This is a genomic window from Gemmatimonadota bacterium (assembly GCA_016720805.1).
Classification (GTDB): Bacteria; Gemmatimonadota; Gemmatimonadetes; order Gemmatimonadales; family GWC2-71-9; genus Palsa-1233.
Genome location: JADKJZ010000001.1, coordinates 217,273 through 241,462 on the forward strand (window position 1 = coordinate 217,273; position 24,190 = coordinate 241,462).

20 protein-coding genes are annotated in these 24,190 nt (G+C 68.7%); 13 read left to right on the top strand and 7 right to left on the bottom strand.

The features are described 5' to 3' along the window. Positions 1 to 99: 99 nt before the first annotated feature. The 5 genes from IPP98_01015 to IPP98_01035 all read left to right on the top strand — a co-directional run bounded on the left by IPP98_01015 (position 100) and on the right by IPP98_01035 (position 4,593). Positions 100 to 1,209: an NAD(P) transhydrogenase subunit alpha gene (locus IPP98_01015; protein ID MBL0177691.1), complete on the top strand. Its 1,110-nt coding sequence runs from the start codon at positions 100 to 102 to the stop codon at positions 1,207 to 1,209. Further along, on the top strand, positions 1,206 to 1,499 hold the full coding sequence (locus tag IPP98_01020; protein ID MBL0177692.1) for an NAD(P) transhydrogenase subunit alpha: 294 nt from the start codon (positions 1,206 to 1,208) through the stop codon (positions 1,497 to 1,499). The genes IPP98_01015 and IPP98_01020 overlap by 4 nt, the downstream gene beginning before the upstream one ends. Continuing rightward, positions 1,496 to 2,896 (top strand): NAD(P)(+) transhydrogenase (Re/Si-specific) subunit beta, encoded by a 1,401-nt coding sequence (locus IPP98_01025; GenBank protein ID MBL0177693.1) that lies wholly within the window; start codon positions 1,496 to 1,498, stop codon positions 2,894 to 2,896. Before IPP98_01020 ends, IPP98_01025 begins: the two co-directional genes overlap by 4 nt. Before the next feature lie 315 nt (positions 2,897 to 3,211). Then, a complete protein-coding gene (locus IPP98_01030; GenBank protein ID MBL0177694.1) occupies positions 3,212 to 4,099 on the top strand; it encodes an RNA polymerase sigma factor RpoD/SigA in 888 nt (295 codons plus the stop codon). After that, positions 4,099 to 4,593: a hypothetical protein gene (locus IPP98_01035; protein ID MBL0177695.1), complete on the top strand. Its 495-nt coding sequence runs from the start codon at positions 4,099 to 4,101 to the stop codon at positions 4,591 to 4,593. The genes IPP98_01030 and IPP98_01035 overlap by 1 nt, the downstream gene beginning before the upstream one ends. Before the next feature lie 75 nt (positions 4,594 to 4,668). Here IPP98_01035 and IPP98_01040 read toward each other — a convergent pair whose 3' ends face one another. The 3 genes from IPP98_01040 to acnA are packed head-to-tail and all read right to left on the bottom strand — an operon-like array spanning position 4,669 to position 9,230. Next, positions 4,669 to 5,748 (bottom strand): glycosyltransferase, encoded by a 1,080-nt coding sequence (locus tag IPP98_01040; GenBank protein ID MBL0177696.1) that lies wholly within the window; start codon positions 5,746 to 5,748, stop codon positions 4,669 to 4,671. Further along, a complete protein-coding gene (locus IPP98_01045) occupies positions 5,699 to 6,460 on the bottom strand; it encodes an HAD hydrolase family protein (GenBank protein ID MBL0177697.1) in 762 nt (253 codons plus the stop codon). The genes IPP98_01040 and IPP98_01045 overlap by 50 nt, the downstream gene beginning before the upstream one ends. 1 nt (position 6,461) lies before the next feature. Continuing rightward, a complete protein-coding gene (gene acnA, locus IPP98_01050) occupies positions 6,462 to 9,230 on the bottom strand; it encodes an aconitate hydratase AcnA (protein MBL0177698.1) in 2,769 nt (922 codons plus the stop codon). Between the two features lie 30 nt (positions 9,231 to 9,260). Here acnA and IPP98_01055 point away from each other — a divergent pair, with 30 nt between their 5' ends. The 6 genes from IPP98_01055 (at position 9,261) to infA (ending at position 15,680) form a co-directional block, all read left to right on the top strand. Continuing rightward, entirely contained in the window at positions 9,261 to 9,614 is a 354-nt protein-coding gene (locus tag IPP98_01055) for a DUF971 domain-containing protein (GenBank protein ID MBL0177699.1), read from the top strand. A 77-nt stretch (positions 9,615 to 9,691) separates the two neighbouring features. Continuing rightward, on the top strand, positions 9,692 to 9,985 hold the full coding sequence (locus tag IPP98_01060) for a hypothetical protein (protein ID MBL0177700.1): 294 nt from the start codon (positions 9,692 to 9,694) through the stop codon (positions 9,983 to 9,985). Beyond that, on the top strand, positions 9,982 to 12,393 hold the full coding sequence (locus tag IPP98_01065) for a PIG-L family deacetylase (GenBank protein ID MBL0177701.1): 2,412 nt from the start codon (positions 9,982 to 9,984) through the stop codon (positions 12,391 to 12,393). The genes IPP98_01060 and IPP98_01065 overlap by 4 nt, the downstream gene beginning before the upstream one ends. Further along, positions 12,390 to 13,604 (top strand): MFS transporter, encoded by a 1,215-nt coding sequence (locus IPP98_01070; GenBank protein ID MBL0177702.1) that lies wholly within the window; start codon positions 12,390 to 12,392, stop codon positions 13,602 to 13,604. The genes IPP98_01065 and IPP98_01070 overlap by 4 nt, the downstream gene beginning before the upstream one ends. A 37-nt stretch (positions 13,605 to 13,641) precedes the next feature. Beyond that, positions 13,642 to 15,357: a M3 family oligoendopeptidase gene (locus IPP98_01075; GenBank protein MBL0177703.1), complete on the top strand. Its 1,716-nt coding sequence runs from the start codon at positions 13,642 to 13,644 to the stop codon at positions 15,355 to 15,357. A 104-nt stretch (positions 15,358 to 15,461) separates the two neighbouring features. Continuing rightward, entirely contained in the window at positions 15,462 to 15,680 is a 219-nt protein-coding gene (gene infA / locus IPP98_01080; protein MBL0177704.1) for a translation initiation factor IF-1, read from the top strand. Positions 15,681 to 15,710: 30 nt separating this feature from the next. Here infA and IPP98_01085 read toward each other — a convergent pair whose 3' ends face one another. The 4 genes from IPP98_01085 to queC all read right to left on the bottom strand — a co-directional run bounded on the left by IPP98_01085 (position 15,711) and on the right by queC (position 19,603). After that, positions 15,711 to 17,456 carry a serine/threonine protein kinase gene (locus IPP98_01085; GenBank protein MBL0177705.1) on the bottom strand — a complete coding sequence of 582 codons (1,746 nt, stop codon included), beginning with the start codon at positions 17,454 to 17,456 and terminating at the stop codon, positions 15,711 to 15,713. A 20-nt stretch (positions 17,457 to 17,476) separates the two neighbouring features. Continuing rightward, entirely contained in the window at positions 17,477 to 18,085 is a 609-nt protein-coding gene (locus IPP98_01090) for an HD domain-containing protein (protein MBL0177706.1), read from the bottom strand. 8 nt (positions 18,086 to 18,093) lie between these two features. Next, positions 18,094 to 18,732: a 7-carboxy-7-deazaguanine synthase gene (gene queE / locus IPP98_01095; protein MBL0177707.1), complete on the bottom strand. Its 639-nt coding sequence runs from the start codon at positions 18,730 to 18,732 to the stop codon at positions 18,094 to 18,096. 175 nt (positions 18,733 to 18,907) lie between these two features. Then, a complete protein-coding gene (queC, locus tag IPP98_01100) occupies positions 18,908 to 19,603 on the bottom strand; it encodes a 7-cyano-7-deazaguanine synthase QueC (GenBank protein MBL0177708.1) in 696 nt (231 codons plus the stop codon). Between the two features lie 266 nt (positions 19,604 to 19,869). Here queC and IPP98_01105 point away from each other — a divergent pair, with 266 nt between their 5' ends. Both IPP98_01105 and IPP98_01110 read left to right on the top strand, forming a co-directional pair. After that, complete coding sequence (locus IPP98_01105) at positions 19,870 to 20,916, top strand: FIST C-terminal domain-containing protein (GenBank protein ID MBL0177709.1); 1,047 nt, start codon at positions 19,870 to 19,872, stop codon at positions 20,914 to 20,916. Next, complete coding sequence (locus IPP98_01110) at positions 20,907 to 24,161, top strand: EAL domain-containing protein (GenBank protein MBL0177710.1); 3,255 nt, start codon at positions 20,907 to 20,909, stop codon at positions 24,159 to 24,161. The genes IPP98_01105 and IPP98_01110 overlap by 10 nt, the downstream gene beginning before the upstream one ends. The last annotated feature ends 29 nt before the right edge of the window (positions 24,162 to 24,190 follow it).

Sequence of the window (24,190 nt, forward strand, 5' to 3'; positions counted from 1 at the left end):
GACCCTCCGGTAGCTTGCCCGGGCGCGCGGCCCCCCGGACCGGACCATCTGGTCACCCTACCGCCAGGCGCAGTCCCTCTCCGGAGGAAAGTCTCTACCATGCGTATTGGAGTCCTGAAGGAAGTGGCCCCGCGCGAGCGCCGCGTGGCGCTCACCCCCGAGGCCGTGGCCAAGTTGATCAAGGCCGGTGCCACAGTGGCCATCGAACGCGGCGCAGGTGACGCCGCGTACTGCCCCGATGCCGCGTATGTCGCCGTCGGGGCCGAGTGTGTCGATCCCGCCACGGCGCGCGGCGCCGATCTCGTCTGTGCCGTGCAGGTCCCCGAACCCGCGGCGATCGCGGACTGCCGAGCGGGGGCGACGCTGGTTGCCCTGGTGGGGCAGGGGGCCCAGGCCAGCCTCACGGCGTGCGCGGAACGCAAGGTGAATCTTCTTGCCCTGGAGCGGGTCCCCCGCATCACCCGGGCGCAATCCATGGACATTCTGTCGTCGCAGGCCACGGTCGCTGGCTACAAGGCCGTGCTCATGGGAGCGTCGGCCGCTGCGCGCTTCCTCCCGATGCTCACGACGGCGGCCGGCTCCCTCACGCCGGCGAAGGCGCTCGTGCTGGGCGCCGGGGTCGCCGGACTGCAGGCGATCGCCACCGCGCGTCGGCTCGGCGCCGTCGTGACCGGCTTCGATGTGCGCGCGGCCGCGGCGGAGCAGGTGCTCTCGCTGGGCGCGAAGTTCCTCGCTCCGGAGGCCGTCGCCGGCGACGCCGAGACGAAGGGCGGCTATGCCAAGGAGCTCGCCGACGAGCAGCAACAGAAGGTGCTCGAAGCGGTCGGCGGCGCGATCACGCAGTCCGATCTGGTGATCTCGACCGCCGCCATTCCGGGGCGCCCGGCGCCGCGGTTGATCACCCGCGCCATGGTCGAGAGCATGAAGCCCGGGTCGGTGATCGTCGACGTCTCGGCCGAGACCGGCGGGAACTGTGAACTCACCGTCCCGGGCGAGACCGTGGTGCATCACGGGGTCACCATCATCGGACCGCTCAACCTGCCGAGCACGCTCTCGCTGCACGCCTCGCAGATGTTCGCGCGCAACGTGCAGACGCTGATCGAACACCTCCGCAAGGATGGCGAGGTCGTGCTCGATGTCACGGACGAAATCACCGGTGCCATGTGCCTCGTCTACGACGGGGCCGCGCGCCAGCAGGGGGCCGCATGAGTGAAGGCATCATGATCGGGATCGTGATCTTTACCCTGGCCACGTTCCTCGGCATCGAGTTGATCGGGCGCGTGCCGCCGACACTCCACACTCCGCTGATGTCGGGCTCGAACGCGGTCAGCGGCATCACCGTCGTCGGCGCGCTCGTCGTCGCGGGCGGTGGCTACGGCTGGATCTCCACGGTCTTCGGCATCAGCGCGGTGATCTTCGCGATGATGAACGTGGTCGGCGGCTATGCCGTCACCAACCGGATGCTGCAGATGTTCCGGAAGGACGAGGGGGCCAAGTGATCGCCATTCCGCACGGCCTTGCCGAAATCGGCTACCTCGTGGCCTCCGGCTGCTTCATCATCGGCCTGAAGCGCCTCGGCTCGCCTGCCACCGCCGTCGCCGGCAATCGGCTCTCGGCGTGGGGCATGGCGATCGCCGTGGTCGTCGCGCTCCTCGAGGGGAGCATCCTCACCTGGTGGCAGATCGCGGTGGGCCTCGTGGTCGGCTCCGCCATCGGTCTCTGGCAGGCGCGCACGGTCAAGATGACCGGCATGCCGCAGATGGTGGCGCTGCTGAACGGCTTCGGCGGCCTCTCGTCGTTGCTGGTGGGTGGCGCCGAGTTCCTCAAGGCGGAACTCTCCGGCGCCGCCATCCCGGTGGAAACCGGCGTGGTGATCCAGCTCTCCTTGTTGATCGGTGCCGTCACCTTCACCGGGTCGCTCATCGCCTGGGCCAAGTTGCAGGAAGTGATGCCCGGCAAGGCGATCACCTTCCCGCTGCAGAAGGTGGTCAATGCGCTGGCGTTCCTCACCATCGCCGGACTCGGCGCCTACCAGGTCATGACCCCGGAAGCGCACCTCACGCCGTTCTATGCCGTGATCGGGCTCTCGCTGGTGCTTGGAGTGCTGCTGGTGATTCCCATCGGCGGCGCCGACATGCCGGTGGTCATCGCCCTGCTCAATTCGTACTCCGGCGTTGCCGCCGCGATGACCGGCTTCGTGATCAACAATCACGTGCTGATCATCTCCGGCGCGCTGGTCGGCTCGTCGGGCATCATCCTCTCGCAGATCATGTGCAAGGCGATGAATCGGTCGCTCGCCAACGTCCTCTTCGGCGCGTTCGGGGCCGGCGGGACCGGGGCAGGGGCCAAGTCGGCGGCAGGACTCACCGTCCGGTCGGTGTCGGCCGAGGACGCCGCCATCCAGCTCGCCTATGCGCAGAGTGTCATCATCGTCCCGGGCTACGGCCTGGCGGTGGCGCAGGCGCAGCACGTGGTGCGGGAGCTCGCCGAACTGATCGAGAAGAACGGTGGCGAGGTGAAGTACGCGATCCACCCGGTCGCCGGCCGGATGCCGGGGCACATGAACGTCCTGCTGGCCGAGGCGAACATCCCCTACGACCGGCTGTACGACATGGACGAGATCAACCCGTCGTTCGACAGCTGCGACGTCGCCCTGGTGATCGGGGCCAACGACGTCGTCAATCCCGCGGCACGGACCGATACCGCCTCGCCCATCTACGGCATGCCGATTCTCGACGTGGACAAGGCCCGCAGCATCATCGTCATGAAGCGCGGGATGAGCGCCGGCTTTGCCGGGATCGAGAATGAACTGTTTTACGACGCCAAGACGGCGATGCTCTTCGGCGACGCCAAGGCCTCCCTGACCAAGCTGGTGGGGGAGATCAAGGCGCTCTAGCGGGGCTGAATAATCGGCAGGTGTAACATTTTCGAGGTCCCGGGCGTCTCCTTAGGACAGGCGCCCGGGGCTTCGTCATTCCGGTCGGGAACCGAATGCACCATTCGGTGGTTCAACACAAAGAGTGAGTCGACGGCTGTTTCACGCGCGAAACGGGCTTCCAAGCCCATGTTTCACAATATCTTGCAACGATAATTGCGTAAACCGGCTCCGGCCGTTAGATTCCTGCGGTTTAATGATGGTTTCGCCTCTCCGGGCCGCTCTACCATATGGGCTGGCCGACCGGATGGCAGCTGATAGGAGTTCGACGTGACGATTCGTACCCGCGGGAAGCGGCGGTCCCTCCGTCCGGCGCAGATTGCCCGGGCGGTGGATGAAGGGCGCGAGAGCCTCGACCTGTACCTCGACGAGATCTCCCGAGTCCCCCTGCTGAACCGCGAGGAAGAGATGGAGCTGGCTCGGCGTGCCTTCAAGGGCGACGTCCTGGCTCAGGAGCGGCTGGCCCGCCACAACGTCCGCTTCGTGGTGTCGGTGGCCAAGAAGTTCCAGAACCGGGGTGTGCCGCTGGTCGACCTGATCGGCGAGGGCAACCTCGGCCTGATGACGGCCGCCCGGAAGTTCGATCCGGATCGCGGCGTCAAGTTCATTTCCTACGCCGTGTGGTGGATCCGTCAGGCGGTGCAGGCGGCGATTGCCCGGCACGGCCGCCCGGTGCGCGTGCCCCTCAACCGGACCGCCGACCTGTCGCGCCTCGGCAAGACGACCACGCTGCTCAAGGAGAAGCTGGGTCGGATGCCGACGACGGAGGAGCTGGCCCGCGCGACCGGCCTGACCGAGGAAGCGGTGCGCTCGCTCTCCTCGCTCAACACCGAAGCCGTGCGCCTCGACCACCCGACCCGTGATGGCGATGGCAACGAGCGGATGGAGCGCTTTGCGCTCGCCGAGCAGGAAGGGACCGACGCGCACACGATGGCGAGCTCGCAGAGCGCCGACATCGAGGCCGCGCTTGACTCGCTGCCGCCGCGCGACGCCAAGGTGCTGCGCCTCTACTTCGGGCTCGATGACGGCCAGCCGCGGACACTCGAGGAGATCGGCCGGATGATGGGCGTGACCCGCGAGCGGATCCGTCAGTTGCGCGACCGCGCGCTGATTCGCCTGCGCGAGGGCGAGACCGGCGAGAAGTTGAAGGATTTGGTGGTCTGATGCGGCGCCTCCTGCTTGCCGTGGCGCTGATCGCGTTCGCGGCCCCCGCGCCGGCGCAGGTGGCCAAGCCGAGCTTCGTCGGCACCTGGTCGATGGATGCGGCGCGTTCGGAGTCGGAGGGGTCGCCCCTTCCGGCGGTGATCACCTGGACGGTTGCGCAGCACGGCGATACGCTCGTCTGGGACCGTGAGATCATCAACGAAGCCGGTGGCGCCAAGCTCCTCTCCAAGGTCACCGTTGGGCTGGACGGCAAGCCATGGCCCAACAAGGCGCCGCAGGCCGATGGCTCGTCGCGCGACGCGGTTTACGCCATCACGTGGGATGGAGCGACGATGGTCGTGACCATCACCTCGGAGATCGAGGGGATGGCGATCACCCAGGTCGACCGCCTGGCCAAGGCGGCGGATGGCACGACGCTCACCGTGACGCGCGACCTGACCGTCGATGGCGAGCCGTATGCCAAGGCCGTCATGGTGTTCGCAAAGCGGCCCTAGGACACCGGCCGCCGCAGTATCATCGTTCGTCAAGCCCCACGTCGCGCCGAAAACCTTCGGCGCGACGCGTTGGTTTTATCCCCGGGGCGTGTTGCGCCCCCCGCGCAATCTCCGCCAGAGGCCGGCCACAATCCGTCCGGTGGCGGAGGGTCGCGCCCACACTGCCTCGCGGTAGGGGACGATCTTCTTCTTCGCCGACGGGAGGACTCGCTGCACATCCGCGGCATCGATCGGATGGAAGGGCTTGAAGTCGAACGGATGCGACGCCGATTCCAGCCGCTGCGCCATGATCGCTGGCATCGAGGCCGAGAGCTCCGGTAGCAGCTCGAGGGTCGCCCGCAGGAGCTCGCCGTTGGTCAGCGTCTCACCGAACGAGTAGGGCAGGTACCGCTCCTCGACGAGTTGCCAAAACGAGGCGGTCGCTGCCGAGATATCAACCGCGTCGTACTCCATCGCGGTACAGATGAGCCCCCAGAGCACATGGCGCGCGCGGCCTTCCATGTTGCGCGTGGGCGACTCCGGCGCCTTCTCCCAGTGGCGCAGGTAGCCACCGTCCATGACGTAGCCGGTGGGGAAGCCGTGGCGCCACATTCGCAGGTTGAGCTCGGTCCACTCGCCCCAGAAGCGCCGGCGGTGGTTGAAGCCCCCCACGTCGCGGAAGAGGTTGGTGTAGCCGGCAGCGAGCATGCCCTGGACGTTCATGTAGCGCAGTTCGGGCGCGATCACGTGCGGCGTCTGGTCGCGGGGCTTGAAGAGGGTGTCACTATCCTCGACGTAGGACCGGGCGCCGATGATGCCGACCGGCACGGTGCGCATCGCCTGCTCGAGCGCCGGAAAGAGGTCGCCGTGCACGGTGACGTCGTCGTCGACGAAGCAGAGCAGTGGCGTCTTGCAGATGTTCAGCTGGAAGTTGCGCCCGCCGCTGATCGTCGGGTCGCCATTGTTGAAGTAGACCTCGCACTCATGCCGGCGTGACCACGCGCGGACTCGGCGCTCGATGGCGTCCTGCCCATCGCGAATCGGCTTGTTATACACCACCGTGATGCGTGCGCCGCCCGGCACCGAGACCGCGTCGAGGGACTCGATCAGCTGCCGGAGGTATTCCTCACGCCCTGGAATCGTGAGGGCGGTGATGGTCCAGCGAGGATGGAGCATGTCGGCCCTCCGGCTCCGCGGGGAGCATCGGGGTGGTCGGCAGCAGGGACACCATCTCGGGCCAGCCCAGCGGGCCGAGGCGGGTCAGGAGGACGACGCCGGGAATCGTCGCCAACAGCGGGTGGTGGGTGCCGTCCGCCTCGCGGATCGCAAAGCGCTGATTCGCCGCCAAGAGCAGCGAACGATCGTTGGCGCCGTTGCCGATGGCCGCCCACGGCGGGTCGTGCATCTCGCGCAGGAGCGCGATGGCGGCACGGCCCTTGTTCCACCTTGCATCGGTAATCGTTGCCCACCGCCCTCCCATCGTAACCCGAATTCCCGCTTCCGGAACCCCGAGTTCAAACTGTGACGCCGCAGCGGCTGGAATGAGAATGCTCGCCAGGCGCTTTGGGGTCGGTTGCATCATGGCCCGAGCCGCGGTGCCCAACGCGGCACGGTCGAGTCGTTCCAGCAGTTCCGCGGTCGTCATTCCCAGTCGCGTGACCCGCCCCGCGCCATCGACGATGACCTGCCCATCCTCCGCGATGCAGGGTACGGCGGGCCAGCCGAGCGCCGCCGCGACCTCGCGGATTTCCTCGACCGTACGACTCGAGGCCAGCACGACGCGATGCGTCGCCCTGACCTCGACCAGAAAGTCCGCCGGGAGCGGGCATCGCTCCGTCTCGTCCAGCAGCGTGCCGTCGATATCGGAGACGATCCAGCGCGCGGACACGCTAACCCTTCGCGAACATCCGCAACACGCGCGGCAGGATGCCGCCATGCTGCAGATACTCCAGCTCCACCGGCGAGTTCAACCGGACCACCGCCTGGAAGGTGGTGACCGTGCCGGTCGCGACCTCGGTCGCGGTCACGGTGACGCGCCCACCGGGCGTCAGCGCGCCGACCCCGGTGATGCTGATCACCTCGGTGCCGGTGAGGCCGAGCGACGTCGCACTCTGCCCCGGCTCGAAGCCGAGGGGCAGCACGCCCATGCCGACGAGGTTCGAGCGGTGGATCCGCTCGTAGCTCTCGGCGATGACCGCCTTCACGCCGAGCAGCGTGGTACCCTTCGCGGCCCAGTCGCGCGACGAGCCGGTGCCGTATTCCTTGCCGACCAGCAGCACGAGCGGCGTGCCGACCTTGGCATACTCCATCGCCGCGTCGTAGATGCTCATCACTTCATCGGTCGGCAGAAAGCGCGTCCAGTTGCCTTCCTTCTCGGGCACGAGCCGATTCTTGATCCGCACGTTGCCGAAGGTGCCGCGCATCATGACATCGTGGCTGCCGCGCCGTGCGCCGAAGGTGTTCCAGTCGGGCTGCTCGATGCCATGCTCGCGCAGGTACTTCGCGGCGGGCCCGTTCTTCGGGATGGCACCGGCGGGCGAGATGTGGTCGGTGGTGACCGAGTCGCCGAGCACCGCGAGGACGCGCGCGCCGGTGATGTCGGTGAGCTCGTGCGCCTCGGGGGCGAGCCCCTGGAAGAACGGCGGCTCCTGCACGTAGGTGGAGCCCGGGGCCCAGGCGAAGCGCGAGCCGCCCGGGACGTCGAGCGCCTGCCACTGCGCGTCGCCGGCGAAGACCGCGCCGTACTGCTGGCGGAAGAGATCCGGGCCGAGGGCGGTGGCAAGCGTCTCGCTGATCTCCTGTGGGGTCGGCCAGATGTCGCGCAGGAAGACCGGCGTTCCGTCGTCGGCGATGCCGAGCGGTTCCCGGTCGAGATCGGCGTTGACGCGGCCGAGCAGCGCGAACGCCACCACCAGCATCGGCGACATCAGATAATTGGCGCGCACCAGCGGATGCACGCGTGCCTCGAAATTGCGGTTGCCGGAGAGTACCGAGGCGGCGACCAGCGAGTGTTCCTCGATTGCCTTGCTGATCGGCTCCGGCAGCGGGCCACTGTTGCCGATGCAGGTGGTGCAGCCGTAACCGACGGTCTGGAAGCCGAGTTGGTCGAGGTAGGTCGACAGGCCGGCGCGGTCGAGGTAGTCGGTCACCACGCGCGAGCCGGGTGCCATCGACGACTTGACCCACGGGCGACGCTGCAAGCCCTTCGCCACGGCCTTCTTGGCGAGCAGCCCCGCGCCGACCATGACCGACGGATTGGAGGTGTTGGTACACGAGGTGATCGCGGCGATCACCACGGCGCCATCGTGCAGGTCGAACTGCGCGCCGTCGAGTTCGCAGTCGTAGCTGGTCGACTCGGCGGTCACCGTCGCTGTCGCGCCGCCCTCGTTGCTCCATTCCTGCAGCGCCGCCTCGGCCTGCGCCCGCCGCGCGGCCGGCACCGTCGGCATCATCAGGCCAGGGAGCGACGTCGCGAAGTTCCGGCGGAGGTCGGTCAGCGCGACCAGGTCCTGTGGCCGCTTCGGTCCCGCGACACTCGGCACGACGCTGCCCAGGTCGAGCTCGAGCACGTCGGAGAAGTCCGGGTCGCCGGCGTCGGCGGTGTGCCACATCCCCTGCGCACGACAGTAGGCCTCGACGAGCGCCACCGTCTCCGGGTCGCGACCGGTGCGCTCGAGGTAGCGGACGGTTTCGGCGTCGATCGGGAAGAAGCCCATCGTCGCACCGTACTCCGGCGCCATGTTGGCCAGCGTCGCGCGATCGGCGAGCGGCAAGGCCGAGAGGCCCGGTCCGAAGAATTCGACGAACTTGTCGACCACGCCGCGTGCGCGGAGGCGCTGCGTCGCGGTGAGGACCAGGTCGGTGGCGGTGCAGCCCGGCGGCAACGTGCCGGTGAGCTTCATGCCGATCACTTCCGGCATCACCATGAAGTACGGCTGGCCGAGCATCACCGCTTCCGCCTCGATGCCACCGACGCCCCAGCCCATGACGCCCAGGCCGTTGATCATCGTGGTGTGCGAGTCGGTGCCGACGAGCGTGTCGGGGTAGGCGGTCAGCTCGCCGTACTGGTCGCGGAGCTGGATGCAGGGCGAGAGGTACTCGAGGTTCACCTGGTGCACGATGCCGGTGCCCGGCGGGACGACGCGGAAGTTCTCGAAGGCGCGCTGCGCAAACTTCAGCAGCTGATACCGCTCGGTGTTCCGCTCGAATTCGAGCGCCACGTTCAGCTTGAACGCCTCGGCGCTGCCGTAGTAGTCCACCTGCACCGAGTGGTCGATCACGAGGTCGCAGGGGACGACGGGGTTGATCCGTGCCGGGTCACCACCCATCCGGGCCATGGCATCGCGCATCGCGGCGAGATCGACCACACACGGCACGCCGGTGAAGTCCTGCAGCACCACGCGGGCGGGCATGAAGGGGATCTCGCCCTTGCCGGCGGCGGCGGGCGTCCAGCCGCCGAGGGCGCGCACATGGTCCTCCGTCACGAAGCCGCGGCCCACGTGTCGCAAGGCGTTCTCGAGCAGCACACGGATCGAGAAGGGGAGGCGATCCAGGTTGATCCCGGCCTGCTTGGCGAAGGCGGGGAGGGAGTGGACCACGGCCGTCTTCCCGCCGACGGTCAGGGTCGTGCGGCTCTGGAACGGATCAGGATGGCTCATATTCGTCGGCTTCCCGGGTAGAATTCCCATATGAGCCCTGAAAATAACCGAATCACCCGCGGGGGCGCCGTGCTCCCTCGTGCCATCCGCCGTCGGGGCCCGATTCTCGAGGTCCAGTGGGACGATCAGGGCCACCTGGGCGCCTTCGAGACACGGGCGGTTCGGCTGGCCTGTCCCTGTGCCGGCTGCGTCGAGGAGATGACCGGGCGCCCCCTGCTGGACCCCGCCACCGTGCCGCTCGACGTCACGGCGGAGGCCCTCGAGCCGGTGGGTGGCTACGGCCTGCGAATCCGCTGGAGTGACGGCCACAGCACAGGGATCTACACCTACGGCTTCCTGCTGGCCCGTTGCCCCTGTCCGGCCTGCAGGGCGAGTCGCGGCTGACCCCCCTTGGCCGTAAGGTGCTCAACCGCTAGAGTTTGGCACCTCTTCCGCGCTCCGTCCCTCCCTCCGGGCCCTCGATGATCGGCAAGCGCTACTGGATCTGGATCTGGTATGCCATCCTGGCGATCGGCGTCGTCGGGCTGCTCGCCGCCGTCGATTGGGGCCGGCAGATCAAGTGGCGCAACCTCGACGAAATCCTCCGCGGCATCGGCACCATCACCGTCTCGATCGGCATGCTCTTCCTGCTGAACGGGACCGGCCGCGGTGCCGGCCAGACGCTGCTCCTCGCCTCGCTGATCGCCTTCATCCTTGCCTTTGCCGTGGGTCGCGAGCCCGCGCAGTCCCCGTCGCGGAAAGACGACGCATCATGAGCGGCCGACGCTTCCCCGCAATCGCCCTGCTGTTCGGCATGGTGCTCTCCACGGTCGCCTCGGCGGCGGGCCAGGATGCCGGTGCCGGAACCGGGGGCGCAATCCAGCGGGCGCAGGAGGCGCGGCTCGCCGGCACCTGGCGTCGGGTCCTGATGATCGGGGCGCACCCCGACGATGAGGACACCGAACTCCTCACCATTCTCACCCGCGATCGAGGGATCGAAACCGCCTACCTCTCGCTGACGCGGGGCGAAGGCGGCCAGAACCTGATCGGGAGCGAACTCGGGCGCGCCCTCGGCGTGCTGCGGACCGAGGAACTGCTCGCGGCCCGCACGCTCGATGGCGGTCGCCAGTTCTTCACGCGCGCCTACGACTTCGGCTTCTCGAAGAGTGCCGAGGAGACGTTCCGTTTCTGGCCTCACGATTCGCTGATCAAGGATGCGGTGCGGATCATTCGTCGCTTCAAGCCGCAGGTCGTGATCGGGGTCTGGTCGGGAACACCGCGCGATGGACATGGTCATCACCAGGTGGCCGGCATCGTGGCGCGCGAAGCCTTCGATGCCGCGGGCGATCCGGCACGCTATCCGGAACTGCAGCGCGAGGAAGGACTGGTGCCATGGGCGCCGGCGAAGTTCTATCGCAGCGGCCGGATGGATGCCACGGCACCGGCCGAGGTGCTGGATGGCGGAGTGATCGACGCGGCCGAAGGGCAGTCGATGCATCAGATCGCGGCGCGGAGCCGCTCGAAACACCGCTCGCAGGACATGGGTCAACTGGAAGATCTCGGACCGTCGCGCGTGCGGGTGATTCTCGAGGCCACCGCACCGGGGATCGTCGCGAAGGACGACTCGCTCTTCGCCGGAATCCCGGCGACGGCCCCGCTTCCCGACGACCCGCATCGCGCGGTGGTCGCACTGGCCGACGCCGGGGTGATCCTCGACGCCACGACCGATGATGACGAAGTGGTCCGTGGCCAGGAACTGACGGTGACCGTCTCGGTGTGGAATGGCGGAAGCCGCCCGGTGCGTGCCGACATGAGCCCGCTGCGCCAGGACGGCTGGACCATGCGCAACGAGGGGTGCGTCGGGGCGCTTGGCGTCGTGGCACCCGGCGAGCTCAAGCGGTGCACGTATCACGTGACCGTCTGGGACAACGCGCCACCCAGCACGCCGTACTTCCTGCGCAACGGGCTCGAAGTCGCGATGTATCGCTGGGGCAAGGACGCCACCGTGCTGGGCGAGCCGTTCGAGCCGCCGCCGGTGCGTGCGCGTTTCACGATCACGACCGCGAGTGGCGAAACCGTCAGCACCGTGCGCGAGGTGCAGGCACGCTCGCTGGATCAGGGCCTCGGGGAAGTGCGCCGACCGATTCAGGTGGTGCCGCGGATCGCCGTCGATCTCTCGCCCGACAAGTTGCTGTGGCCGGTCGGGGTGCGGGCCCGCACCTTCCGCGTCTCGCTCGAGCACCTCGCCAAGGATTCGTCACTGGCCGAGGTGACGTTGGTGGTGCCGCCGGGGTGGACCGCGCCGAAGCCGCAGCGCGTTGTGCTGCGTCGGGAAGGGGAGCGGGCGGCCGCCGACTTCGTGGTTGGCGTGCCGGCCCACGCACCACCCGGCGATTACGAAATCGGCGCGAATGTCGCGGTCGGCCCCGACACGCTCTCGCTCGGCGTGTACCGCATCCGCTATCCGCATGTGCCGCCGAGAAATATCGTCACCCGCGCGATGAGCATCGTGGTCCTCGCCCCCGTCGCCCTGCCGCGTGCCCGGAAGATCGGCTACGTGCGTGGCGCGGCCGATCGCGTCCCCGAGGCACTGCTGAACACCGGCGTTCCGGTGCGCCTCCTGACGGGCGATGCCCTCGAGCGCGCGCCGCTCGACTCGTTCTCCGTCATCGTCATCGGCGCCCGGGCCTACGAAGTCGATGCCTCGCTGCAGCGCGCCCACGGACGGCTGATGACCTGGTTGGAACGCGGCGGCACACTGGTCGTGCAATACCAGCAGTATCCCTTCATCCGTGGCGGCTTTGCGCCGCTCCCCTTCACGATCGCCTCGCCGCATGATCGGGTCACCGATGAGGACGCGCCCGTGAAGCTGCTGGCCCCGAGCTCGCCGCTCTTGCGGACGCCGAACCGCATCGGCCCGAAGGACTTCGACGGCTGGATCCAGGAGCGCGGGCTCTACTTTGCCCGCAACTGGGACCGGACGTGGACGCCGCTCCTCGAGATGCACGACAGCGGCGATGTCGCGCGCGAGGGGAGTCTCCTCGTCGGGCGTCGCGGCCGCGGGACGGTGATCTACACCGGGATCGCCTTCTTCCGTGAACTGCCCGCGGCGGTTCCCGGGGCCTGGCGCCTCTTCATGAACCTGCTCGATGCCGGTGCACCGCGCCCGGGACGCCGACCGTGAGTCATGCCGCCGACGGCCACACCAAGCAGGAACAGCTTCGGCAGCTCTGGGTGTTGATTGCGGTCAATCTGGTGGACATGCTCGGCTTCGCGATGATCCTCCCGTTGCTCCCGTTTTACGCCCTCCACCTCAAGGCGACGCCGGAGATGGTCGGCTGGATGATCGCCTCGTTCTCGATCGCGCAACTGATTGCCTCGCCGGTGTGGGGGCGCGTCTCCGACAAGTACGGCCGCCGTCCGGCGCTGCTGATCGGCCTGTCCGCGTCGGCCGTCGCGTTCCTCGTCTTCGGCCTCGCCAATGCCCTCTGGCTGCTCTTCCTCTCGCGCATCGTGCAGGGCGCCGGCGGCGGGACCACGGGCGTGGCCCAGGCCTACGTCTCGGATACGGTGGCGCCGGCCGATCGGGCGCGCGCTCTCGGCTGGCTCTCGGCCGCGACGGCGGCCGGCGTGATGATCGGACCGGCGATCGGTTCGTTCGCGTCCCACTTCGGCCGGGAGATGCCGGGGTTCATCGCCGCGGGGCTCTGCTTCCTCAACGTGCTGGCCGCGTGGAAGTGGCTGCCGGAATCGCGCCGCCCCGAGGACCGGGCCGCGCCGAAGCCGCGCAAGCCCATCTGGCACGCGGCGTGGATGGTGATTCGCCATCCCGCCGGCAAGGCGGCGCGGCTGATCTGGATTTACGGCACCGGCATGCTCGCCTTCTCGCTCCTCACCTCGGTGCTGGCGCTCTGGCTCGATGCCCGCTTCGGCGTGACCGAAGAGAACATCGGCTACTTCTTCGTCTACAACGGCCTCCTCTCGCTGGTGCTCCGCTCGCTGCTGCTCGGGCCGGTCGTCGACCGCATCGGGGAGACGCGTGCCATGCGGCTCGGGGCGTTCATCCTGGCGATCGGCCTCATGCTCTACACGGTGGCGCCGTCGATCTGGGTCCTCGCGATGATCATCCCGTTGGTCCCGATCGGGACGGCGCTGCTCTTTCCCGCGTCCACGTCGCTGTTGTCGCATGCGACGGAACCGGAGGAACTGGGGACCACGATGGGGGTGGCGCAGACCTTCGCCGGCATCGCGCGGATCATCGCCCCGATCGCCGGGACCTCGGCCTTCCAGCGGATTGGCGTGAACGCTCCCTTCATCGTCGGGGGGGTCACGATGCTCGGCGTGGCCCTCCTTTCCTGGCGATTCGTCCGACCCCCGGTCCCGGCGGCGGCGTAGGGCGGCCGGCCCGCGCCCCCGCGATTATCATCCCTGAATGACTTGGACCCCCCTCCCCGATACGGCCGCCGGGTTCGCGGACGCCACCTGGGCCGATCTGGCGGCGCGGTACGCCGAGCTCGCCGCGGCACCCATCGACGCGACGACGCTCGAGCCCTGGCTTGCCCGCTGGTCTCGCCTCGACGAGTTGGTGACCGAGGCCGCCTCCCTGGCGATGATCGCGTACACCTGCGACACGGCCGACACCACGAAGGAAGCCGCGCATCTTCGCTTCTCGACCGAGATCCTCCCGCAACTCGAGGAGGCCGAGGTCGCCCTCGCGAAGAAGTTGGTGGCGGTCGGGACCGATCGGCCCGATTTCGTGACCACGCTGCGACGCTTCCGCACCGCGATCGAGATCTTCCGCGAGGCCAACGTCCCGCTGGTCGCGGAGGCCGAGGGACTCGCCGCGAAGTACCAGCAGATCACCGGCACGATGATGGCACCGTGGGATGGCGCGCAGGTGCCGTTGCCGCGTCTCTCGCCGTTCCTCAAGAGCGCCGATCGGTCGGTGCGCGAGGCCGCGTGGCGCGCATCCACCGCACCGTATGTCGCTGCGCGGGACGAGCTCGCGACGCTCTTCGATCGGATGGTGGCGCTGCGGACGACGATGGCCACCAACGCAGGCTTCGCCGACTATCGCGACTACGTCTTCGCCGCCAAGTGCCGCTTCGATTACACGCCGGCCGATTGCGAACGGCTGCACGAGGCGATTGCCGAGACGGTTGGGCCGGCGCTGTTGCGCGCGCTCGCGGCGCGGCGCGAGCGCCTCGGCCTCGACGCGATCCGCCCCTGGGACCTCGCCGTCGATCCGTGGCGCGCCGCGCCGCCGGTGCCCTACCAGACCATCGCGGAGCTGCAGGAGGGGGCGGCGCGGATCTTTGCGGCCGTCGATCCGGTGCTGGGCGGACAGTTCCGAACGATGATGACCGAGGGGCTGCTCGATCTCGAGTCGCGCACCGGCAAGGCGCCGGGTGGCTACTGCGACACGCTGCATGCACGGGGCCGGCCCTTCGTCTTCATGAACGCCGCTGGCGTGCCCGAAGACGTCACCACCTTGTTGCACGAAGCGGGGCACTGCTTCCACGCGTTCGCGTCGCATGCGCTGCCGTTCATCTGGCAGCGGCATCCCGGGGCGGAGTCGGCCGAGCTCGCCTCGATGTCGATGGAACTCCTCGCGGCACCGCACCTGGGGCAACCGACGGGCTATTACGATGGCCCCGACGCCGTGTCGGCACGTTTGGAGCACCTCGAAGACATCCTGATTTCGCTGGCCCACATTGCGTCGGTCGATGCATTCCAGTCGTGGATCTACACCTCGCCCGATGGCGCGGATGGGGTCGCCCGAGATCAGGCGTGGCTGCGGCTGCGCGAGCGCTTCGAGCCGGGCACCGATTGGAGCGGGCTGGAGCCCGAGCGCATCGCCCGCTGGTACCGCCAGCTCCACATCTTCCTCTACCCGTTCTACTACATCGAATACGGGATGGCGCAGATCGGGGCACTCCAGGTTTGGCGGAACGCGCGCCGCGACCCCGTCGAGGCCGTTGCCGCCTATCGGCGCTTTCTCGCGTTGGGGGCAACCCGGCCGCTGCCGGAGCTGTATCGGGCCGCCGGTGTCGAGCTGACCTTCGACAAGGCGGTCCTGGCGGAGCTGGTGGCCATGGTGGAGGAGGAAATGGCCGTCCTTCGGGCGATGTTGCCCCGGGGCGGCTGAGCGTTCAGGCGTCGCGGCCATTGCGCCCACCCCGTCGGGACGCCATTTTTGGCCGTTGGGCCCGAATCGGCCCACTGTTGGTATCCCACGGGACCGGAGATTGGATGGCGAAGGAAGAAGGGATTGAAATGGAGGGCGTGGTGCAGGAAGTCCTGCCAGACCGCAACTATCGGGTACTGCTCGAGAACGGCCACACCATCCTCGCCTACGCGGCCGGGAAGATGTCGAAGTTCAAGATCCGCGTGCTCGAGGGCGACCGCGTCTCCGTGGTCCTCTCCCCGTATGACCTGACCCGTGGCCGGGTGGTCTACCGCCACAAGTAGTGAACTGCCGGTGGGTGCCCTGCCTGCCGGTCAGGTCCCGAGGATGCGCGCCGCGAGGCGCGCCAAGTCGCTCCCCCGTCGCCGCGCACCCTTCAACACCGCTTCCTCCAGCGCACTCCGGAACTCCCCGGCCGACGCATAGCGTGCCTCGACGTCATTGCGCATGGCGCGACTGAGCACGTCCGCGACGCCCTCCGGGATGTCGGGCCGCTCGTGCCCCAGATCGGGCACGATGTCGGACGTCTGCTTGGCCAGGATCTGTTCGACGGTGGTGCCGGGGAAGGGCGTGCGGCCCAGCAGCGCGTACGTCGCGACCGCCGCGAGGGAGTAGAGGTCGGTGCGCTGGTCGACGCGTTCACCCAGCAACTGCTCGGGCGAGGCGAACTGTGGCGTGCCACTCTGCGAGGTCGCCCCGCCGAAGCGTCCCTGGCCGCGCAGGGCGAGCGCCAGGCCGAAGTCGGTGATCCGCAGCGAGCCGTCCCGTTCCAGCAGCATGTTCTCCGGCTTGATGTCGCGGTGGACCAGGCCGAGGGCATGGGCGTGTCCCAGTGCGGAAAGCGCCTCCCGCAGCAGGCGGAGCACGCGGTCGAGCGGCAAGGGGCCATCGCGTTCGACCAGCTGGGCCACGTTCGGCCCATCGACGATCTCCATCGTGTACCAGAGCAGGCCGGAGCGCCCGGCGATGTCGTAGATGTTCACGATGTTGACGTGATTCAGTCGAGCGGCGAGCTGGGCTTCGCGACGGAAGCGTTCGACGGTGGCAAGGTCCTGCGTCAGATGCGGGTGCAGGACCTTGAGCGCGACCTGGCGCTCGAGGTGCAGGTCGCGCACGCGGTACACCCGACCGAAGCCGCCCTGGCCGAGCTGGCCGAGGAGCTCGTAGTCGTCGCCCAGTGCGCGGCGCATCCGCGCTTCCCAGTGCGGACCATCCGCCAACTCGACGGAGAGCGTCGGCAGGGCCACGTCGACCGACTCGTACTCGCCCGCTTCGGAGGCGAAGTCCTCGAGCATCTCCGCCGCCGTGAGATAGCGCTCGTCCGGTCGCGGGTCGAGGGCGCGAAGGATCACCCGCTCGAGTGCCGCCGGAATGACGCCCCGGATCTGTCGCGGCGGCACGAGTTGCTGCGCATCGAGGGGCGGCGTCGTCGCGGTCACGGCGAAGTACAGCACCGCACCGGCCGTGTACACGTCGCTGGTCGGATCGCCCGTCTTGCCGTCGCGCACTTCCGGCGCCAGAAAGGGCGCCCCGGTCAACTGCTCCGCCGCGGGAATCTCGGGGAGGGTGAGATTGCAATAGCGCAGGTCGGTGACGGTGCCGCGACCGGTCGTGGTGAGCAGCAACGACGCCGGGACGATGCGGCGCACGATGATGCCGTGCGCATGGGCGTGCTCGAGGGCCCCGAGGATGTCGCGGGCCAGCCCGTGAACGGTCGGGATCGGCCGTGGGCCGCGCTGGATCGCGTCGGCGAGCGATTCGCCGTCGATCCAGTTGCCGACGCGGTAGGCGATGTCCCCGATGACGCCGGCCTCGTAGACATGGCGGATCGCCGGGTGGTCAAGCCGAGCCAGCGCCTCCGCCTCGCGCAGGAACCACCGCCGCAGCGCGTCACTCGTGTCGAGATTGACGCGCAGCGAGACCGTGCGGTTCAGCCGCCGATCGTGGGCGCGAAAGAGCAGCCGCTCCGTCGAGGCGGCCACCACGGTGTCCAGGCGGAAACGCTCGCCGAGGGCGGCGGTGACACGGGAGAGCTGGAGTTCTGGGACGTCAGCCGGCATGCCCGAAAGATACCCGTGTGCTAGCGGTCGCCGGCGGCGGCGGCGGCGAGGCGCTGTCGGAGGGCGCCAAGCTCCTGCCGGAGGGCTCGGCCCGGCCAGTCGTCGCGGCGCGTGAGGGCGTCGTCGAGGTCGCCGTACCAGGTGAGCATCAAGGCCGCCGGGGCGAAGCCCTGCGGCGGGAGGTACTCCACGCCGAGGCGCTCCACCAGCGCGATCGCGGTGCCACACTGATGGATCTCGTCGGCGCAGCAGATGTCGAGCGCGCGTGGCTCCATCGTCGCGAGGGCGGCGAGCAGCAGGCGCTTCCGTTGCGTCCAGACGAGCCGGTCGCCCCGCCCGTCGAGCGATGGTTCGACTGCATCGCGCGCCACGCCGAGCACCACCGACCCGAACTTCTCGCCGATCTTGCGCGCCAGTTCCTCGCGCGACTCGGCCTCGCACACCTCCAGCACGTGGTGCAGGATCCCCGCGACCAGGGTGGTCTCATCCGCACCATGTCGGGCCAGGATGATCGCCACGTTGGCCGGATGGGCCACGAAGGGCATGCCACCATCGGAGGGTGCCCGCGGCGCGTGGTGCTTCGCCGCGAAGGCGAGGGCGTGATTGATCCGGTCGCTGTAGCCTTGCATGGACGTGCTCACGGAATGGCGAGGAACTTGTGGGTCTGGAGGGAGAGGCCCCAGCGCGGATGGGCCAGGCAGTAGGCAAGGGCGGCCCGCGTGTTGGCCGCCTGCGCGGGGCCATCCATCGGCTGCAGCAGGTGATGCCGGAAGTCGAGGCTCGCGAAGCGTTCGGGCATCGCGTCGGGCTGCGGGAAGACGAGCTTCAATTCATCGCCGTGCGTCTGCACCAGCGTGGTCCCCGCCTTCGGCGACACGCAGATCCAGTCCACCCCCTCGACCACCGCGTTGGTGCCGTTGGTTTCGATCGCCACCTCGAAGCCCGCGGCGTGCAGCGCCTCCACGAGCGGCCGGTCCAGCTGCAGCGTCGGTTCGCCCCCGGTGCACACCACGTATGGGTGCCCGCGGTCATCGCCGGCGGGCCATGCGGCGGCGACCGCAGCCGCCAACGCCTCCGCGGTGGCGAACTTCCCGCCACCCGGGCCATTGGTCCCCACGAAATCAGTGTCGCAGAACTGGCAGGTCGCGGTCGCCCGATCGGCTTCACGCCCCGTCCAGAGATTGCACCCCGTGAACCGGCAGAAGACCGCCGGCCGGCCCGCATGGCGGCCTTCGCCCTGCAGCGTGAAGTAGATCTCTTTGACCGAGTAACTCATCCCGGGAAACTAATGGTGAGGGGTGAGGGGTGAGGGGTGAGGGGTGAGAGGGGGAGGAGGTGAACGGTGAACGGGGACCGGGGCGAGAGGTGAAGCGTGAAACGTGTTCGCGCTCCCGTTTCACCTCTTACGTCTGACGGTTTCCGGTCTCCCCTCACCCCTCACCCCTCACCCCTCACCCCTCACCCCTCACTTGTTGGTACGGCGCCGGATCCTCCAGCTCCAATTCCCGAAACCCCTTGAGTCGCAGTTGACAGGCATCGCAGTGGCCGCAGGCGGCACCCGCCGCATCGGGGTCGTAGCAGGTGCGGGTCAGCGAGAAATCGACTCCGAGCGCAAGACCGCGCTCGACGATGCCGCGCTTCGTGAGGGCCGCGAGCGGCGTGTGGACGGTCAGGTCGGTGAGCGTGGTGCCGAGGCGGGCCATCTGCTCGAACGCCGTGATGAACTCCGGGCGGCAATCGGGATAGCCGGAGTAGTCGAGGGCGTTGACGCCGATGAAGAGATCGCGCGCGCCAAGCACCTCGGCCCAGGCGAGCGCATAGCTCAGGAAGATGGTGTTGCGCGCCGGGACATAGGTGATCGGGACCCCGGAGCCGATCGCGGCCGCGTCACGGTCCTTGGGCACCGCCACGTCGGCGGTGAGCGCCGACCCCCCGAAGGCACGGAGGTCGAGGTCGACGATCCGGTGCTCGACGGCGCCGTGACGCCGCGCGACCCGGGCCGCCGCGTCGAGTTCGGTCGCGTGGCGCTGGCCGTAGCGAAACGAGAGGGCGTACGGGACGTAGCCCTCGGCGGCCGCGATGGCGAGGCAGGTGGCGGAATCCATCCCTCCCGAGAGGAGGACAATGGCGGGGCGGGGAAGCGACATGGGGGAAATCTATCAGCCGCCTCACGCAAGGCGACGAGGCCTGCACGGGGAGCTTCCTCGTGTGCGCCCGGTGACACGGCGGCTGCGTGGCACATTCCCCGCATATCGGGCGGGGAGAACGGCCTCAAGCTGGGGCGTGTCGCCAAACTCCTGACGGGAAGTGCCTCGTGGTCCCCTCGCTTTCGCAATATCTGGCGTCGCCGACCACCGAGTCGCTCTTTCAATTGTGTCACTCGTGGCACGCATCCCGACCCGCGCTGTCGGTCTTGGCCCTCGTGTGCGAGCCCCAGGCGGAGCTGATCGGGCCGCTGCAGGAGGCGGCCTCCTCCGCCGAGATCAACCTGATGGGCGCGGTGGTCCCCGGGGTCGTGGCCGAAGGGGCCTTCCGCCGGTCAGGTCTCCTGCTCCTCGGATTTGCGGGGGCCACCCCAGCCATCCTCGTCCCGGTGCCGCCGGCGGAACCTGAGGCGACCGAGGCACCGATCGCCGCCCTCGCGGAGTTTGTCCACCAGCACGCCTCCGCGACACCCGGCGAGGACACGCTCCTCATCTTCGTCGATGCCATGGTGCCGAAGGTCGCCTCACTCCTCGACCGACTCTACTTCGAATGCGGCGACCAGGTGCATTACGCCGGCAGCAGCATCGGCAGCGAACGTTTTGTCGCGATGCCCTGTCTCTTCGACAATACGCGACTGGTCGGGGGCGCCGTCCTGGCGATGCTCCTGCCGCGGAACAGCGGTCCGACGATGGCACACGGCTACCAGGGTGATGTGACGCTGCGTGTCGCGACCGAGATCGAGGGGAACCGGATTCGGCGCATCAACGGCCGGATCGCCTTCGAGGTCTACCAGGAGTTGATGGCCGAGGAGTATGGCATTTCGCTCGATCGCCAGAACTTCTACGAATACGGTGTCCACTTTCCATTCGCCTTCAATCGCGTGAGCGGCGAGTCGCTGGTACGGATCCCGGTCTCGGTGGAGGAGGACGGTTCCATCCTCTGCATCGGCGAAGTCCCCGAGAATGCGCTGCTGGGCGTCGTGCGCGCGATTGATGCCGGGGACACCAGCGCGGCGGAGGCGGTGGGCGGCGCCAATGCGCTGTCCGCCGCGTCCGGCGTCTTCGTCATCTACTGCGCGGGTCGCTACCTGCACCTCGGCGAGGCCGCCGCCGCCGCGGAACTCGAGGTGCTGCGCGGGCGCCTGCCGTCGGCGGCGATCGTCGGCGTGCTGTCGCTCGGAGAAATCGGCACGCCGGCCACCGAGGGATATCCGCAGTTCTGCAACGCCACCCTGCTCGCGATTCCATGGCACTGAAGCAGCAGCAGGCGCTCACGGTCCTCTACGACCTGGCGATGACGATGGCGGGGGAAACCGACCCGCGGCGCCTCGCCACGTCGATGCTGCAGCGCCTGCTCGCCCACACCGGATACAGCTGCGGAGCAGTGTTGCTTGACCTCCGCGACGAGGGAGACGCCACGGTCTCGGCCGACCTCTATGTCACCATCGGTGCCCGGGCGCTCCGCGCGCTCGAGGGGGCCCGCGGTCGGTGGCCGGCGTCCGCGATCGCGCCTGGCCGTCTGGTGCATCTCTCCGGATGGTTCCCTGAGGGTGAGCGCTACCCGCACGCCATGCAGCTCCCATTGCCCGGCGTCGGCTGTGTCCTGCTGCTCGCCGCGAGCACCTCCTCTGCGCGTGAGGATCAGGCCGTCGCGCTCCTGCCACCGCTGCTCGCCAAGTTCAGTCAGGCGCTCCGCCATTGCCTGGAGAGCAAGGCGAGGGGTGAGGCGCTGGCCGTCGCGCGCGACGCCGCCGAGGCGGCAAGTCGGGCCAAGAGCCGCTTTCTCGCCAGCATGAGTCACGAGCTGCGCACGCCGCTCAACGGCATCCTGGGCTACTCCCAGCTGGTGGAACTCGAAGAGGGACTTCCCGCGCAGCTGCGAGATCACGCGCGCGCCATCACGGAGGCGGGGCATCACCTGCTGTCGGTCGTGAATGACATCCTCGACCTGACGCGGATCGAGTCGGGACAGATGACGATTCAGGTCGCGCCGATCGACGTCGCTCCCGTCATTGCCGCGACGATCGCGCATCACGAGGCAGCGGCCCGGCAACGGGACATCCGGCTGGTGTCGCCGGGCAGTGGTGCCTCGCTGCGTGTGATGGCCGACGAGCACCGGCTGCGTCAGGTACTCGACAACCTCGTCAGCAACGCGATCAAGTACAATCAACCCCATGGACAGGTGTCGCTCGTCGTGACGCACGCCGCGTCGGATCGGGTGCGGTTCTCGGTCGAGGACACCGGGCGCGGGATCGCGCCGGAGCTGCAGTCCGAGCTCTTCCAGTCGTTCAATCGACTGGGCGCCGAAACCGGGACCATCCAGGGTGTCGGCATCGGGCTGTTGATCACCCGCCACCTCGTCGACGGCATGGGGGGCGCGATCGGCGTCGACAGCACCCCCGGTGTCGGGAGCACCTTCTGGGTGGAACTGCCGTCAGCCGAGGTCCGGCTGGTCGAATCGTCGGCGACCGGCAGCACGCGTCGTCAACGCATTCTGGTCGCCGAGGACTTCGGGCCCAACCAGGCCGTGCTCCGACTGCAGCTCACCCGCCTCGGCTACGACGTCGAGGTGACGTCGGATGGCGAGGAGGCGCTGGCACGCTGGCGGACGGCGCCATTCGACCTCCTGCTCACCGATCTCAACATGCCGGGCCTCGATGGCTTCGACCTGTCCCGGGCCATCTGGGCGGAGGAGCGCGAGCGCGGCGGGCACCTGCCGATCGTGGCGATCACCGCGGCCGACCTTGCGAGCGAGCGTGAGCAGTGCCACGAGGCCGGCATGGACGACGTCCTCCCCAAGCCGATCATCCTGGTCGACCTGCGTCGGCTCCTGGCGCGATTGCTGGATGGAGGCAACGCGGCGGAGGCAGCGTCTGATGGGCGAGCGGCCCCGGACACGGTCGCGGTCCTCGACCTCGCGCAGTTGCATCGCGTCCTCGGCGAGGTCAGCCCCGAGGAGGGGCGCGGCGTGCTCGGCACCTTCATCGATTCGGCCGGGCAGGGCCTCCGGCGACTCGCCGGATCCCCCGGTGACGTGACGGCGGTCGCGCGCGAACTCCACAAGTTGAAGTCTGGCGCCCGGACGGTCGGCGCGATGCGCTTCGCCGCGCACGTCGTGGCCATGGAAGACGCCGTGCAGAACGGGCATCGGATCGTCTTCAGCGCGCTCCGCAGCGCGCTGACCGACGTCGAGCTTGCGCTCGCGGGGCTGGCGACCACCGCGCCGGCGCCGCCGGCCGAACCACTCGCGTCCGAACCGATCCGACCGCGGATCGCGTGTCGTTCCGTGCTGCTGGTCGACGACGATCCGGTGGTGATCCGTCACATGTCGGCGATGCTCTCCTTCGGCCTCGCCATCCCCGACGTCCTGACGGCCTCGGATGGCCGGCAAGCGGCCGACCTGCTGGCCGCTCGCGACGGCGCGATCGATGTGGTGATCTGTGACCTTGAAATGCCCGAGATGGATGGCGTGGAGTTGATCCGCTCCCTCGGACGAACCGGGTTCCACGGCGGGGTGATCCTCATGAGTGGTGCCGAGGCGAAGGTCCTCAGCACGGTGGGCACGCTGGCCGGGATTCAGGGGCTGCACGTGCTCGGGGAGGTGCAGAAACCGGTCGGACCGGCGCAGATGACGCAGCTCCTGGCCCGGTTCGATGCTGAAGTGGCCCCGCAACGAGACCGGCACGCGCTCGAGGAGATCACCGCGGACGCGATTCGCGAGGGGATCCGCCTGGGCGAGTTCGACGTCTGGTTCCAGCCGAAGGTCGATGCCACTTCGTTGGCGCCGATCTGGGTCGAGGCGCTGGCCCGCTGGGTGCGTGGCGGGGCCATCCACGTCGCCCCGGATCGTTTCATCGTGGCCGCCGAGCGGTTGGGGTTGATCCCCGAACTCTCTCGCGCGCTGGTCGATGCCGCGCTCGCCGGCGCGGCCCGCCTCGTCGCGCACGGTGCGGCATTGACCGTGGCGATCAACATCTCGCGCCGGATGCTCGACGATCTCTCCCTCCCGGACTGGATCAGCGCCCGGACGCTCGCGGTCGGACTGACGCCGCAGGCCGTCGTCCTCGAAGTGACCGAGACGGGGTTGAGCGAGGACCTGACGCGCGCGCTGGATGTCCTCACGCGCCTCCGCCTGAAGGGCTTCGGCCTCTCGATCGACGACTTCGGCATCGGCTACTCGTCGTTCGAACAGCTCGGTCGGGTGCCGTTCACCGAGCTGAAGCTGGACCGCAGCTTTGTCAGCCGCGGGTGCCAGGATCCGGCCGCCCGGGCGATCCTCGAAGGCAGCATGGGCATGGCGCGCAAGCTCGGGCTGACGACAGTGGCCGAAGGGGTCGAGACCGTGGAGGACCTCGAGCTGATCCGCTCCCTCGGCTGCGACCGGGTGCAGGGGTACCTCATCGCGCGCCCGATGCATCTGGGGGAACTGCTGACGTGGCTGGCCGACCGACCGGCCGTCGGCACCGGGACGGGTGGCGGGAGCGCGATTTCCTTCGCCTAAGGTGCGACCCCGGCAATTCCTGTCCGGCC

Bases quoted from the DNA above. Each gene is read 5' to 3' on its own strand.
- IPP98_01015 (MBL0177691.1), top strand. From the start codon at position 100: ATGCGTATTGGAGTCCTGAAGGAAGTGGCCCCGCGCGAGCGCCGCGTG.
- IPP98_01020 (MBL0177692.1), top strand. From the start codon at position 1,206: ATGAGTGAAGGCATCATGATCGGGATCGTGATCTTTACCCTGGCCACG.
- IPP98_01035 (MBL0177695.1), top strand. From the start codon at position 4,099: ATGCGGCGCCTCCTGCTTGCCGTGGCGCTGATCGCGTTCGCGGCCCCC.
- IPP98_01040 (MBL0177696.1), bottom strand. From the start codon at position 5,748: ATGCTCCATCCTCGCTGGACCATCACCGCCCTCACGATTCCAGGGCGT.
- acnA (MBL0177698.1), bottom strand. From the start codon at position 9,230: ATGAGCCATCCTGATCCGTTCCAGAGCCGCACGACCCTGACCGTCGGC.
- IPP98_01055 (MBL0177699.1), top strand. From the start codon at position 9,261: ATGAGCCCTGAAAATAACCGAATCACCCGCGGGGGCGCCGTGCTCCCT.
- IPP98_01060 (MBL0177700.1), top strand. From the start codon at position 9,692: ATGATCGGCAAGCGCTACTGGATCTGGATCTGGTATGCCATCCTGGCG.
- IPP98_01065 (MBL0177701.1), top strand. From the start codon at position 9,982: ATGAGCGGCCGACGCTTCCCCGCAATCGCCCTGCTGTTCGGCATGGTG.
- IPP98_01075 (MBL0177703.1), top strand. From the start codon at position 13,642: ATGACTTGGACCCCCCTCCCCGATACGGCCGCCGGGTTCGCGGACGCC.
- infA (MBL0177704.1), top strand. From the start codon at position 15,462: ATGGCGAAGGAAGAAGGGATTGAAATGGAGGGCGTGGTGCAGGAAGTC.
- IPP98_01085 (MBL0177705.1), bottom strand. From the start codon at position 17,456: ATGCCGGCTGACGTCCCAGAACTCCAGCTCTCCCGTGTCACCGCCGCC.
- IPP98_01090 (MBL0177706.1), bottom strand. From the start codon at position 18,085: ATGCAAGGCTACAGCGACCGGATCAATCACGCCCTCGCCTTCGCGGCG.
- queE (MBL0177707.1), bottom strand. From the start codon at position 18,732: ATGAGTTACTCGGTCAAAGAGATCTACTTCACGCTGCAGGGCGAAGGC.
- queC (MBL0177708.1), bottom strand. From the start codon at position 19,603: ATGTCGCTTCCCCGCCCCGCCATTGTCCTCCTCTCGGGAGGGATGGAT.
- IPP98_01110 (MBL0177710.1), top strand. From the start codon at position 20,907: ATGGCACTGAAGCAGCAGCAGGCGCTCACGGTCCTCTACGACCTGGCG.